The sequence below is a fragment of the Bacillus sp. LK2 genome (assembly GCF_001043575.1).
Lineage (GTDB): Bacteria > Bacillota > Bacilli > Bacillales > Bacillaceae_G > Bacillus_A > Bacillus_A paramycoides.
Map to the genome: position 1 here is coordinate 359,579 of NZ_LDUK01000021.1, position 12,129 is coordinate 371,707.

Annotated in this window: 17 protein-coding genes and 1 pseudogene; 9 read left to right on the top strand and 9 right to left on the bottom strand. The window is 35.5% G+C overall.

All coding sequences use genetic code 11. The features are described from left to right. Positions 1–148 precede the first annotated feature (148 nt). Together VK90_RS16795 and VK90_RS16800 are read left to right on the top strand one after the other, a co-directional pair. Positions 149–727 (top strand): GNAT family N-acetyltransferase, encoded by a 579-nt coding sequence (locus VK90_RS16795; protein WP_048374160.1) that lies wholly within the window; start codon positions 149–151, stop codon positions 725–727. Continuing rightward, positions 708–1,028, top strand: coding sequence for a hypothetical protein (locus VK90_RS16800; protein WP_048374161.1), 321 nt, complete (start codon positions 708–710; stop codon positions 1,026–1,028). The genes VK90_RS16795 and VK90_RS16800 overlap by 20 nt, the downstream gene beginning before the upstream one ends. Before the next feature lie 35 nt (positions 1,029–1,063). On the opposite strand, the gene efp is transcribed toward VK90_RS16800, so the two are convergent. The 4 genes from efp to VK90_RS16820 are packed head-to-tail and all read right to left on the bottom strand — an operon-like array spanning position 1,064 to position 3,690. Continuing rightward, positions 1,064–1,621 (bottom strand): elongation factor P, encoded by a 558-nt coding sequence (gene efp, locus VK90_RS16805; RefSeq protein ID WP_000626518.1) that lies wholly within the window; start codon positions 1,619–1,621, stop codon positions 1,064–1,066. Positions 1,622–1,642: 21 nt separating this feature from the next. Further along, a complete protein-coding gene (pepQ, locus tag VK90_RS16810) occupies positions 1,643–2,704 on the bottom strand; it encodes a Xaa-Pro dipeptidase (RefSeq protein ID WP_002173421.1) in 1,062 nt (353 codons plus the stop codon). A gap of 4 nt (positions 2,705–2,708) precedes the next feature. Continuing rightward, positions 2,709–3,149: a type II 3-dehydroquinate dehydratase gene (gene aroQ / locus VK90_RS16815; protein ID WP_002111769.1), complete on the bottom strand. Its 441-nt coding sequence runs from the start codon at positions 3,147–3,149 to the stop codon at positions 2,709–2,711. Positions 3,150–3,204: 55 nt separating this feature from the next. Further along, on the bottom strand, positions 3,205–3,690 hold the full coding sequence (locus tag VK90_RS16820) for a YqhR family membrane protein (RefSeq protein WP_048374162.1): 486 nt from the start codon (positions 3,688–3,690) through the stop codon (positions 3,205–3,207). 244 nt (positions 3,691–3,934) lie between these two features. On the opposite strand from VK90_RS16820, the gene VK90_RS16825 reads away from it, so the two are divergent. Together VK90_RS16825 and VK90_RS16830 are read left to right on the top strand one after the other, a co-directional pair. Further along, positions 3,935–4,855, top strand: a complete 921-nt coding sequence (locus VK90_RS16825; protein ID WP_002173423.1) for a DUF1385 domain-containing protein — start codon at positions 3,935–3,937, stop codon at positions 4,853–4,855. Positions 4,856–4,934: 79 nt separating this feature from the next. Next, complete coding sequence (locus tag VK90_RS16830; RefSeq protein WP_002173424.1) at positions 4,935–5,336, top strand: SA1362 family protein; 402 nt, start codon at positions 4,935–4,937, stop codon at positions 5,334–5,336. 74 nt (positions 5,337–5,410) lie between these two features. Here VK90_RS16830 and VK90_RS16835 read toward each other — a convergent pair whose 3' ends face one another. The 3 genes and pseudogenes from VK90_RS16835 to VK90_RS16845 all read right to left on the bottom strand — a co-directional run. Then, the gene (locus tag VK90_RS16835; protein WP_048374163.1) at positions 5,411–6,058 is read right to left on the bottom strand and encodes an HAD family hydrolase; all 648 of its coding nucleotides are present in this window, start codon (positions 6,056–6,058) and stop codon (positions 5,411–5,413) included. A 53-nt stretch (positions 6,059–6,111) separates the two neighbouring features. Then, positions 6,112–6,540, bottom strand: a complete 429-nt coding sequence (mntR, locus tag VK90_RS16840; protein WP_002173426.1) for a transcriptional regulator MntR — start codon at positions 6,538–6,540, stop codon at positions 6,112–6,114. A 96-nt stretch (positions 6,541–6,636) separates the two neighbouring features. Next, a pseudogene (locus VK90_RS16845) lies at positions 6,637–7,084 on the bottom strand (spore photoproduct lyase family protein); the annotation flags it as partial. Between the two features lie 188 nt (positions 7,085–7,272). Here VK90_RS16845 and VK90_RS16850 point away from each other — a divergent pair. From VK90_RS16850 to VK90_RS16865, 4 genes are all read left to right on the top strand, one after another. Then, on the top strand, positions 7,273–7,596 hold the full coding sequence (locus tag VK90_RS16850; RefSeq protein WP_048374164.1) for a PadR family transcriptional regulator: 324 nt from the start codon (positions 7,273–7,275) through the stop codon (positions 7,594–7,596). A 5-nt stretch (positions 7,597–7,601) separates the two neighbouring features. Then, positions 7,602–8,288 carry a hypothetical protein gene (locus tag VK90_RS16855; RefSeq protein ID WP_048374215.1) on the top strand — a complete coding sequence of 229 codons (687 nt, stop codon included), beginning with the start codon at positions 7,602–7,604 and terminating at the stop codon, positions 8,286–8,288. Positions 8,289–8,295: 7 nt separating this feature from the next. Further along, a complete protein-coding gene (locus VK90_RS16860; protein ID WP_048374165.1) occupies positions 8,296–8,967 on the top strand; it encodes a DUF1048 domain-containing protein in 672 nt (223 codons plus the stop codon). 200 nt (positions 8,968–9,167) lie between these two features. Beyond that, positions 9,168–10,010 (top strand): hypothetical protein, encoded by an 843-nt coding sequence (locus VK90_RS16865; RefSeq protein ID WP_048374166.1) that lies wholly within the window; start codon positions 9,168–9,170, stop codon positions 10,008–10,010. Between the two features lie 28 nt (positions 10,011–10,038). Here the strand turns inward: VK90_RS16865 and VK90_RS16870 are convergent, their stop codons facing one another. Continuing rightward, positions 10,039–10,875 (bottom strand): lipoate--protein ligase family protein, encoded by an 837-nt coding sequence (locus tag VK90_RS16870; RefSeq protein ID WP_025150054.1) that lies wholly within the window; start codon positions 10,873–10,875, stop codon positions 10,039–10,041. A gap of 170 nt (positions 10,876–11,045) precedes the next feature. On the opposite strand from VK90_RS16870, the gene VK90_RS16875 reads away from it, so the two are divergent. Beyond that, a complete protein-coding gene (locus VK90_RS16875; RefSeq protein ID WP_025150053.1) occupies positions 11,046–11,429 on the top strand; it encodes a rhodanese-like domain-containing protein in 384 nt (127 codons plus the stop codon). A 37-nt stretch (positions 11,430–11,466) separates the two neighbouring features. Here the strand turns inward: VK90_RS16875 and VK90_RS16880 are convergent, their stop codons facing one another. Beyond that, positions 11,467–12,003, bottom strand: coding sequence for a hypothetical protein (locus VK90_RS16880; protein WP_048374216.1), 537 nt, complete (start codon positions 12,001–12,003; stop codon positions 11,467–11,469). Positions 12,004–12,129: the final 126 nt, after the last annotated feature.

Genomic DNA, 12,129 nt, shown 5'->3' on the forward strand with positions numbered 1-12,129 from the left:
CTAATTCTAAAAAAGAATATATTTGTACAACCATATGCAGAGGTTGTCTATTTCAGAAGTAAAAACATAATTTTTCTCTACTGCTTTCATTTAAATCTGAATATTCATATTATTTTATGGTATATTTAATAGAAAAGGGGCATAAACGATGAAGAGAGTTACTTTATTACCACTTGATTTACGATATGCAAATGCGATTTTTGAACTATCTAGCGATCCACATGTAAAAAATGCTTTAGGAATAAAAGTAGAAACAGTTGAAGATACAAAAGCATTCATTCTATTTGCAATGGAAGAGGAACGAAAAGAACATTCCTTATCAAAAGTGATTGTAAACGAAGAAAACGAAATAATCGGCCTCACCACACTTAAACATATTAATTATGATCAAAAACAATCACACATCGGAAGTTGGCTCGGTTATCCATATTGGGGAAAAGGATATAATGAGGCTGCTAAAAAAGAAATCTTTAAAATCGCATTTTTAGACTTACAACTTACATACGTATTCGCTGGTGCTAAAACGACTAACATTCGCTCTTTAAAAGCACAAGAGAAACTACCTTATATTTCATTGCATGTGGAAGATAACTTCCCTGATGAACATACTGCTTTAGAAAAGGAAGTAAAATCACCTTGCGTACTGCATGTTATATCACGCGAGAAATTTTTAAATTGGTTGGAAGTTCAAAATGAGGGGGGAAAATATGAAAGCATTGAAAATTAGTTTAACAATTGTAGTAGACTTAGCTCTTATTTATCTTTTTTCAAAAATGGTCGGTTGGTCATTTATGGAGACCTTTTTCCTTGGTAGCTTAGCAATATTTGCAATTGCATGGTTAATTATTATGAGTAACCATAGAAATAACATTACAGATCACGCAGTAAGTAAGACATTAACTGGTGTTGAGACTGGTGAAATAAAACCATTTCAAATCGTTTTCACACCATACATAGCGGGTACTCTTTCACTTGTCTTAGTTAGTTTTGTTATAACTGCCATTTACTATTTACCTTACTTCCTATAAAAAAAGCACTCGTGATTATCACGAGTGCTTTTTTACTATGCACGAGAAACGTATTTACCTTCACCAGTGTTGATGATAAGCATCTCGCCTTCGTTAATGAAGATTGGTACTTGTACAACAAGACCAGTTTCTAATGTAGCTGGTTTTGTTACATTAGAAGCTGTGTCACCTTTAATACCAGGCTCTGTTTCTGACACTTTTAATTCCACTGTGTTCGGAAGTTCAACACCAAGTACTTCACCTTGGTATGTCATAATAGATACTTCCATGTTTTCTTTTAGGAATTTTAATTCGCGCTCGATTTGGTTTTCACCAAGTTCGATTTGCTCATAAGTTCCGTTATCCATGAATACGTGAGCCTCACCGCTCGCGTATAAGTATTGCATACGACGGTTTTCGATGTGTGCTTTTTCTACTTTTTCACCTGCACGGAATGTTTTCTCTTGAACAGATCCTGTGCGAAGGTTACGTAGTTTAGAGCGAACGAACGCAGCACCTTTACCTGGCTTTACGTGTTGGAAATCAAGTACTTGCCAAAGGGCATTGTCCACTGAAATTGTTAAACCTGTACGAAAATCGTTTACTGAAATCATGTAAAAAAATCCTCCTGTGTATTACAAAATAATAAGTTCTTTTGGTGATTTCGTTATTACTTCATTACCTTCACTCGTTACAATGATATCATCCTCAATACGTACCCCGCCAACACCTGGAATATAAATACCTGGTTCTACCGTTACAGCCATACCTGGTTCAAGTACTGTATCAGAACGGAACGCTAAACCTGGTGCTTCATGGATTTCAAGACCGATTCCATGACCAGTAGAGTGTCCGAAGTATTCACCATATCCTTTTTCCGTTATGTAATCACGTGTTAATGCATCAGCCTCACGGCCTGTTAAACCAGCTTTAATACCGTTCACACCACGTAGTTGTGCTTCTAAAACAATATTATAAATTTCTTTTAATTTATCAGATGGTTCACCGACTGCAATCGTACGAGTAATATCAGAGCAATATCCTTTGTAATAAGCGCCGAAGTCTAATGTAACGAAATCTCCTTTTTCTATCACTTTTTCAGATGCCACGCCGTGCGGTAATGCCGAACGAAGACCTGAAGCAACGATAATATCAAACGAAGAAGATGTTGCTCCTTGTTTTCTCATGAAAAATTCAAGTTCATTTGACACTTCAATTTCAGATACTCCCGGGCGAATGAATGATAGAATATGCTCAAAGGCAGCATCTGCAATCTGTGCAGCTTCCTTTAATATCTTAATCTCTGAATCAGTCTTTATCAAGCGTAACTTTTCTACAAGCCCAGAAGTTGGGATGAATTCAGCTTCAATCGCTTCATTATGCGTTACGTAAGAGCTATATGTAAGGGTATCTTGCTCAAAGCCTAGCTTTTGAATTCCAAGTTCTTTTACTTGTTTCGCAACTTCATCAAGAATTAGGCCTGTGTGCTGCACGATTTCATATCCAACCGCTTGCTTACTAGCTTGCTCTACATAACGGAAATCAGTAATAAATAGAGCACGCTCTTTTGAAATTAGTACAACTCCAGCTGTTCCTGTGAAATTCGCCATATATCTACGGCTATGTTCATTCGTTAATACGATACCGTCAATACCAGCCTCATCAAACGCACTTCTTAATCTCTCGATCTTTTCCATTACTTTATGCCTCCCTCAATTTCTCCATTAATGCAAATAGCGCTAGCTTATAGCCATAAAAACCAAATCCAACAATTTGTCCCGCACAAACAGCCGCTGTCACAGATTCATGACGAAACGACTCACGTTGATGAATGTTAGAAATATGTACTTCAATAACTGGAATCGAAACGCTTGCGATAGCATCCCGAATCGCGTAGCTATAATGCGTAAATGCACCCGGATTTAGAATGATTCCTTCATATATGTCATCCGCCTCATGAATAATATCAATAATAGCTCCTTCATGATTCGATTGAAAACATTCTAACTCCACTCCCATTTTTTCTGCTTCTTGTTTCATATCTGTTTCAAGCGTCGCTAACGTTCCTTTTCCGTATACATTTACTTCCCTGACACCAAGACGATTTAGGTTAGGACCGTTTACGAGGAGTAACTTTTTCATTTTCTTAAAACTCCTTAATATTAAAGAATGTCTATACGACATTTTAACATAGGAATCACTTATTTGAATAGTTTGTCTTCTCGAGCCCTTCTCCTCTATTTGTATTATTCGATTCGAATGATACAGAATACGAAATAAAAACACCATATAATATAAAGATACATACTGTCGTTACAATTGTTCCTTTCGGTAAATGAAGTGCACTTTTAATAACGGGTGCCATTAGCCCCATCCCCAAAAATAATAACGCCCACCAAAATAAACCGTATAGTATGCCAGGTAATACTCCTTCAAACTTTTTAAAAAGAGCTTTATAGAGAAATGCCACTAAAATTGAAAGGAGTCCCATACAAACGATACCTAGCACGTTCCCCCAAACCCCTTCTTTCCAATCCCCAAATGCAAACGGTAAAAGTAAATAGTTAGGGCCAGCTTCTGTAAATGAAAATATATGAAGGAAATACCATATACCTCCCCAAAATAAGCCACCAAATAAACCAATCTGTACAAAATTCCTTATTGTTGATTGTTCTTGATTCACATTGACACCTCCGCTCAATAGTATGCCCGAAACTATTTTGAAGCATGTTTAAATCCTGCAAAATTTGTCTATAAAAAGAATAAGAAATGTCCGACTCTCGTAACATTTCCCCTTGTCATCCGCTTGTATTTGTCGATAAAATAAAGGAAACTCGGTGATTGTCTTATTTCAAACTGACAGAACCAAGTACGACAATTGCCTCTTTTTCTACATAAGAGAGAAACAAATACAGGTTGGTGTTAACATGGCAGAAGAGTCAAAACAAATATATGGCGGACAGGCAGTCATAGAAGGAGTTATGTTTGGCGGTAGAGAATATACTGTTACAGCGGTTCGTCGTAAAGATAAATCGATTGAATTTTATCGTTTACCACGCGTTCGTAATAAAGCATTATCTATACTAAAGAAAATTCCATTTTTACGAGGTATTGCCGCTATTGTGGATGCAAGTGCGAATGGAGCGAAACATTTAAACTTTGCTTCAGAACGATTTGATGTCCACCCAGAAGATGATGAACAATTTGCAAATAAAAAAGAAGAACAATCAAAATTAACGATGGTATTAGGAGTTGCAGCAGTTGGCGTTTTATCGTTCATATTCGGTAAAGTAATTTTCACAGCAGTTCCTGCACTTTTAGCTGAATTAACGAGACCGATTTTCCCATCTCATACGGGGCAAATCATTGTCGAAAGTGTCATTAAGCTCATGCTATTATTGAGCTATATATACTTTATTTCTTTAACCCCACTTATTAAGCGGGTATTTCAGTACCACGGTGCAGAACATAAAGTAATCAATGCTTATGAGAATAACCTTCCACTGACTGTAGAAAATGTTCAAAAGCAAACTCGCCTCCATTATCGCTGTGGCAGTAGCTTTATTATATTTACGGTCATTATTGGAATGTTTGTCTATTTCCTCGTCCCTACAGATCCGCTTTGGGCCAGGGTAGTAAACCGAATTTTATTAATTCCAGTTGTTCTCGGCATTTCTTTTGAAGTATTACAATTTACCAATCGATTACGAGATATTCCTGTTTTACGAGTACTTGGATATCCCGGATTATGGCTGCAACTATTAACAACGAAAGAACCAACAGATGATCAAGCGGAAGTTGCAATCGCATCGTTTGAAGAATTATTACGTTTAGAAAACAAACAATAATTATTTAAAAATGGTGTTCAACTCCTTTCCTCATCGTTAATATACTAATTTTAATATATGTTTTTAGGAGGTGTCCCTTATGAACGGTCGTTCGTTTACATTCGCTATATTTGTACTTATTATCGGATTAGCAATATTCGGCCTTGTTTCATCTGTTATTACAGATCCAATGGGAGTGTTAAAAAACATTGGTATCATGTTGGCTGTCGTCGGTATCTTTTACTTACTCTACAAAATGTTTACAAATTCTAGTGGTTCTGCAAATTCGCAAAGCTCATATAAGCGTGCTGCAAAACAATCGAACCGCAAACACGGGAAACAAAATGTAGCACCCCTAAGCAATTCTTTCTTGAAACGGAATGCTTCTGATGACAAGGGGAAAAAGGGTAATTCTTCATCGTTGAAACGAAAAAGAAAACAATCTCATTTAACTGTCATTGAAGGTAAAAAAAACAAAAAGAAAGACCGTGCTTCCTTTTAGGAAATACGGTCTTTTTTTCACGATTAGTGTGGCTTATAATCAGTGGGGATGAGAACCTCCCACTGATTAAAGTTTCACTTTATATGTTGCAGCACTTCTTTCAAACTTTTTTCTTTCATACTTTCGATACGAAGGTGATGGTTTTCAAATTGTAAATTTCTTGTCACATCATTAGGCACGATGACACATTTTAATCCGGCTGCAATCGCTGCTTTCAATCCATTTAATGAATCTTCAAATACAACAGCTTCTGACAGTTCAATTCCTAATTCTTCTATCGCAATCCTATAAAGAGCTGGATCTGGCTTTACCTTCTCGACATCTTCTCTCGTTTTAATCACTTCAAAATACTCTCTAATCTGTAGCTCTTCTAAAAAACGAACAACCCACTCTTTAGAGGAACTAGAGGCTAATGCGATTTTCAACCCAAGTTCTCTCGCTTCTTCTAAATATTCTTTTACCCCGTCACGTGCTTTTGGTATTTTCATTTTCTCTTTATGTAAAGTTGTTACTTTTTCCTTTAATGCCTGCTCGTTAAATTTTTCTTTCAATTGCTCTTTTAAATATGCATAAAGCACTTCATCTGTCGTTCCAATACATTTTGCAAATTCTTCTAAGGGTAACTCTCCACCGTATTCACGAACAGCATCTCTGAAAGAGTGAAACCATATTGTTTCAGTGTCCACAATTAATCCATCAAAATCAAAAATAATTGCTTTCATTATTTTCCCGCCCTTTTCGATTTAAATAAAAAAGGAAACGCCACACGTTCCCCTTAATTACTTTTCTCTTCATTTGCTTTTTGAACACCACGAAGTGTCTCAACTCGAACTTCTTCTTGTTCGAAGTATTGCACTAAATCACCGATGCGATCGATTGCTTCCCAACTTAAATGATGTTCAATTCCTTCTACATCATTATAAATTTTACTTTCATCCACACCGATAATACGCATAAACTGCTCTAACAATTCATGACGATATACGAGACGTTCTCCGATTTTTTTACCTTTTGATGTTAATACAAGCCCTCTATATTTTTCATAAATTAGATATTCGTCTTTGTCTAATTTTTGTACCATTTTTGTTACAGAGGATGGATGTACACTAAGCGCTTCAGCAATATCAGATACGCGGGCATAACCCTTTTCATCAATCAACAAATAAATTTGTTCAATATAATCTTCCATACTAGGGGTAGGCATCGGTTTCCTCCATCCAATTTCATTTTGCTTATTCCGTACGAAGCAATCAATAAAATGATACACCAGAAAGAATAACGTGACAAGGTGGAAACGAGCCTAAATACGTAAAACAAAAAAGAATACAGATTCCCCATATGTAAAATATTGAATTTCTGCATCAGGAAAATACTCATATATAACCTCTTATTGTTCCTTCCAATACTTCTGCATCATCTTTTTTATATACATATTTCCCAATACCGTATCGTCCGCATTTATATTTCCGCTTCTCTTCATCCATTTCAAGCTTCGTATTTGGAAAACGCTCTTGAATGACTTTTTTTGCCGGTTTTGTATAGCGATGTTGAATTAATTCGAACGTTAAATTTGGTATCTTCATATCTTTCAACGCATTGTATAATCGTTCAAACAATTCACGGTATCCTTCTTTCCACCCTTCATGCATATAAATTGGTGCAACAATAAAGCTAATTGGATAACCAGCCCCTGCTACTTTACGAGCAGCCTCAATGCGTTCTTCAAATGGTGATGTTCCTGGTTCAAAATAAACGAGCTTTGGCATAAATGGTTTCGTGTAATCTCCCCCTCACTTTAGTATGAGCAGTAAAAGAAGAATAACACTTTTTAAAGTTTTCCCACCCCAGTAACTTGCTACGCAAGTTACTGGGGTGCTATAATTCAATTAACAGCTACCTTGCACAACAAGTTACCTGAACAAAAGGTGGTGAAATCATGCACAGTCAAATGTTAAAAGGTGTGCTCGAAGGTTGCATTCTATATATCATTTCACAAGAAGAAGTGTACGGATATGAACTAAGCACGAAATTAAATAAACATGGCTTTACATTCGTAAGTGAAGGAAGCATATATCCTTTATTGTTACGCATGCAGAAAGAAAAGCTAATTGAAGGAACATTAAAAGCTTCTACACTTGGACCAAAGCGAAAATATTATCACGTAACCGATAAAGGATTAGAACAACTAGAAGAATTCAAAAAAAGCTGGGGAATGGTTTCAACGACGGTAAACAACTTATTACAGGGAGAGGAAGAGTGATAGGGATGAAGGCGAAAGATTTAATTGAACTCAATAATCAAAAACGCAAATTATTAACTACAGAAAATGAAACTGCCTATAGCGACATGTTAATATACATTCGTTTAGCCAAAGTACCAGAATACCAAGCAGAAGAATTACTAATTGAAATTCTAGATCACCTTATTGAAGCTCAACAAGAAGAAAAAAGCGCTTATGATATTTTTGGCGACGACTTACAAGTTTACTGTGATGAGCTAATTTCTGCCTTACCAAAGCAAATCTTATGGGAACAATTATCAATTCCTTTATTTATAACTAGTTACCTGTTAGCAATATACTTTACTATTTCGTCCATAATCGCATTTGTATTACCTTTATTTTCAGATGAATCACGTTTTAAATTTGTACACATCGATTTCATCTTTCTATTCGTATTTACTATATCCATACATCTTGTCATACGTTTTATATTCAACTTCATCAATACCGATTTATTTAATAAATCAACAAACACTTTGAAACATATAGGACATTTTTTTATACGACATAGCCCTTGGATACTAATCAGCGGTATTTCCTTTTTATTTATTAAACAGCCTTATACTACATTACAAATCTCACCCTGGATTGGCACTTTACTTGCCATCTCTTGCTATGCACTATATAAATTTTTCTTCAAAAAAGAATACTTAGACTTTAAAAAGGAGTAACGAGATTATGACCGAAAAAGAAATGGTTCAGTTAAACAATGAAAAAAGAAAGTTATTAACACCTGAAAACGAAGCTGCTTACGGTGATATGTTAGTATACCTCCGAATATCCAACGTACCCCAACAACAAATGGAGGAACTTTTACTAGAAATATTAGATCATCTTATTGAAGCACAAACAGAAAACAAAAATGCTTACGATATCTTTGGTGATGATTTACAATCTTATTGCGATGAGCTTATATCAGCTTTACCAACCCAAACAACATTAGAAAAAAGTTCTTTAATTGGATTTTCTATTAGCTTACTTCTTGCTATACAGTTTGGAATCGATGCAATTGTTTCGCTTTTCATTTTAATCTTCGGAAAGAATACCGAACAATTAAGCCCAGCTTTTAGCATCCCTGGAACTACTTTGTCTGTTTCAATAATTGTACTAGGCATACTATTTATTTTATATTTATTAAAGCGTTACTCCTTTAATCAAAAGATGAATTGGAAAAGAAGAATTCTATTTGGATTCGCATTTGCCACTCCATTTTGTTCGTCTGTATTCTTAAATATTTATTTTAAAAAGCAACCTTATCTCATTTATCATCTTACCTTTTGGCAAAATACTTTAATTGCTATTCTATTTTATATTTTATATAAACTACTATACAAAAAATCAAATTTTTAACAGCCCTTCAACAGGCTGTTTTTCTTCTGTCTAATTTTACAAATTGAAAAATTTCATAAAGAAAATAAGAAAAATGCAAAATAATTAAAGTTAATTGTTGACGTGATGCTTTTATTATCGGTATCATAAATCTTCGTGAGCAATTATTTTTCGTTATACGATTTTTTTATTATTACTGAATTTTTGAGAGGAGAAATTTGATGTCAGTTAAGAAGAAAACGCAAGTACGCACCGGCAAAATGGTACGTGAACTAATGTTAGCAGACGAAGATGTAAATGCTTCGCTAATTATGGTATATAGTGAAAACGGTGTAAACGCAGAAATTAAAATCGAGGGCTTAACGCCGAAATGTAACGAAGAATTATTTTTGAGCGGAAACGTGGATTGGAACAAGAGTGTCATTTATAAAATTGTTGATTTCACTGGGAACGCTGAAGTTGGTAAAGTTACATTAACAGCGATGAACAAAAACAATGTTTCTCTAGAAATTGAACGCGTTATGTGGAGCAAAGAAAATAAAGAAGCTGCTGAGCAAGAAGAAACAGTTGTAGAAGCTACTCCGAAAAAAGAAGTGGTTGTAGAAGCTCCAAAAGCAGTTACACCTGCTCCAAAGCCTGTTATGCGTGTAGAAACACCTGCTGCAGAACCTAAACCTACTCCGGTACCAACACCGAAGCCAGTAAGTGTAGAAGCGGCTGTAGAACTATCTACTCCAGCACCTGTGAAAAAAGTAGTATCTACTCCAGTTACAAAGCAAGAGACAGCGCCGGTTACTCCTGCAAAACCGAAGCAACCTGCTTTGACTGAAACAAATTCAAAACTACAAGAAAATTATGTGAAACTCGTGAAAAAGACAATTGAAGTTTGTCAAGATTACGAGCTTGGCATCGACATAGATGATTCTATTGAAGGATTAAAAAAAGAACTACAAAACCAAGGTATTAGCGTTACATTCGACAAAGAAATTATGGACGTTGTAAACCGCCTTCGTTCTTTACAAGATAAAGGAATCAAAGTAGAAAAAGTACTTAATTTACTATAAAAATAAGGAGATGGCGGTCGCCATCTCCTTATTTTTTATAATTCCAATCATTACTTTCGTACTTCTCTTTTGCTAAAGTTTGAACTTCATGAAGTTGTTCTTCTGTTAGTTCATACGGTACAAGCTCTACATCTAATCCTTTTTCAAATCCAGCTTCAAACGCTTTAATTAACTGTTCAATCGTAAATGTACGATCTGTTAATTCGTTAATCGCTACCGCTTTAGAAGAAAACATGTTCTTCATGCGCTCTTTCACTCGCTCATTTGGGAATAAAAATAGGTCGTATAACTCATCTAAATCAATTTCTAACGGAATAGAACCGTGTTGTAAGATAACACCTTTTTGACGTGTTTGAGCACTACCTGCGATTTTTCTTCCTTCAACTACAATTTCATACCAAGACGGTGCATCAAAACATACTCCTGAACGCGGATTTTTCAAATTTTCACGATCCGCTTCTGTTTTCGGAACTGCATAATACGCTTCTAATCCTAATGCCTTAAACCCGTCTAATAAGCCTTGCGAAATAACGCGATATGCTTCTGTAACTGTTTTTGGCATATTCGGATGATCTTCAGACACAATAACACTGTACGTTAATTCTTTGTCATGTAGTACACCCCTGCCGCCTGTTTGACGACGAACGAATCCATATTTCTTTTCGTTAACTACATCCATATTTATATCTTTTTCAACACGCTGGAAATACCCAACTGTTAATGTTGGTACTTCCCATTCATAAAAACGAATTGTTGGTGGCATTTTCTTTTCACTTTGCCAATTTAATAAACATTCATCTAACGCCATATTAAATGCCGGTGAACATTGACCAGAGTTAATATAACACCATTTTTCTTTTCCCATCCTGCACCTCATATAACCAATTATTTTTCACATTCTCTAGTCTACCAAATTCGACAAAATTTGTGAAAGAATACGAAATTTCTTCTTATATACAAATGAATCTGTTGCATAAATACATATGGTCATTATAATATTGAAAGTAGGATAAGAAAAAAGGGAGCGATAGAATCGTGTCAACAAACTTGATTATTATACTGGTCGCAATTGTAGCATTCATCGGCTACACTGTATGGATGTATTTCTATCAGAAAAAATTAATTAAAACACTTTCAGAAGAAGAATTTCGCGCTGGCTACCGTAAAGCACAGCTTATCGATATTCGCGAAGCGGATGAATTTAACGCGGGACATATTTTAGGCGCGCGTAACATTCCATTATCACAAATTCGCCTTCGCTACAAAGAACTTCGCCAAGATCAACCTGTTTATTTATATTGCCAAAGCGGATTCCGTACAGGTCGTGCAGCACAATACTTAAAAAAACAAGGCTACAAAGATTTCTACCAATTACAAGGTGGATTTAAATCTTGGACAGGCAAAATTAAAAAGAAATAACATACAAAAAACTAGCTGTATCATTCAGCTAGTTTTTTTATTCCATATTGTTCGCAATGTACAGTAGATTCTGTTTGATCACATCTTCATCTTTCTCATCTATATTACGATATAATAGCTGATATTCAATCCCCTTCTCTTTCCATATAAGCGTAGCAAATTCGTCTCCTCGTTCGTAATCATCCTTATTTTTAAAATAAGCAGGTGCTCCATTATTCAACCTCATTTGTTCTTGAAATCGATTCTCTTCTACGAGGTATGGAAAACTGTAAGAAAAGTTTGCCACTGTTAATTCTATATAGTCGTGCCTTCCTTTCTCTTGTTGCTTATATTTAATCGTTACGACAGCATTCTTCTTTCCCATCGTTCTTACCTCCCCCATCACATCACTCGTAATGTCATAAGGTAAAAACGTTGGAACCTTAAACTTCGCCGGAAAATATTTCGGAAGCTCCTTTAGCGGCATAGGATCAGTAACACGATCCATAGCCCCTCCTGTTGTTCCCACAAATTTTTTTTCTTCTTGCATCGTTTGCTGAAATGAACATGAGCTAAGTAATACACTAGAAAACACGAAACAAATGATTCCTTTTTTCAATTTGTTTCCGCCCTTTCATATCGCTCTCTTAACGAACGAAGCGTTTATATTCTCTTCATATTCGCTTTACAATCAAACTCCTCCTTTGAAAACTTTCCAAGT

Excerpts from the sequence above, each read along its gene's own strand:
- VK90_RS16850 (WP_048374164.1), top strand. The coding sequence starts at position 7,273 with ATGCACAGTCAAATGTTAAAAGGTGTGCTCGAAGGTTGCATTCTATAT.
- mntR (WP_002173426.1), bottom strand. The coding sequence starts at position 6,540 with ATGCCTACCCCTAGTATGGAAGATTATATTGAACAAATTTATTTGTTG.
- VK90_RS16800 (WP_048374161.1), top strand. The coding sequence starts at position 708 with ATGAAAGCATTGAAAATTAGTTTAACAATTGTAGTAGACTTAGCTCTT.
- VK90_RS16830 (WP_002173424.1), top strand. The coding sequence starts at position 4,935 with ATGAACGGTCGTTCGTTTACATTCGCTATATTTGTACTTATTATCGGA.
- aroQ (WP_002111769.1), bottom strand. The coding sequence starts at position 3,149 with ATGAAAAAGTTACTCCTCGTAAACGGTCCTAACCTAAATCGTCTTGGT.
- VK90_RS16855 (WP_048374215.1), top strand. The coding sequence starts at position 7,602 with ATGAAGGCGAAAGATTTAATTGAACTCAATAATCAAAAACGCAAATTA.
- VK90_RS16870 (WP_025150054.1), bottom strand. The coding sequence starts at position 10,875 with ATGGGAAAAGAAAAATGGTGTTATATTAACTCTGGTCAATGTTCACCG.
- VK90_RS16865 (WP_048374166.1), top strand. The coding sequence starts at position 9,168 with ATGTCAGTTAAGAAGAAAACGCAAGTACGCACCGGCAAAATGGTACGT.
- VK90_RS16835 (WP_048374163.1), bottom strand. The coding sequence starts at position 6,058 with ATGAAAGCAATTATTTTTGATTTTGATGGATTAATTGTGGACACTGAA.
- efp (WP_000626518.1), bottom strand. The coding sequence starts at position 1,621 with ATGATTTCAGTAAACGATTTTCGTACAGGTTTAACAATTTCAGTGGAC.
- VK90_RS16860 (WP_048374165.1), top strand. The coding sequence starts at position 8,296 with ATGACCGAAAAAGAAATGGTTCAGTTAAACAATGAAAAAAGAAAGTTA.
- pepQ (WP_002173421.1), bottom strand. The coding sequence starts at position 2,704 with ATGGAAAAGATCGAGAGATTAAGAAGTGCGTTTGATGAGGCTGGTATT.
- VK90_RS16825 (WP_002173423.1), top strand. The coding sequence starts at position 3,935 with ATGGCAGAAGAGTCAAAACAAATATATGGCGGACAGGCAGTCATAGAA.
- VK90_RS16795 (WP_048374160.1), top strand. The coding sequence starts at position 149 with ATGAAGAGAGTTACTTTATTACCACTTGATTTACGATATGCAAATGCG.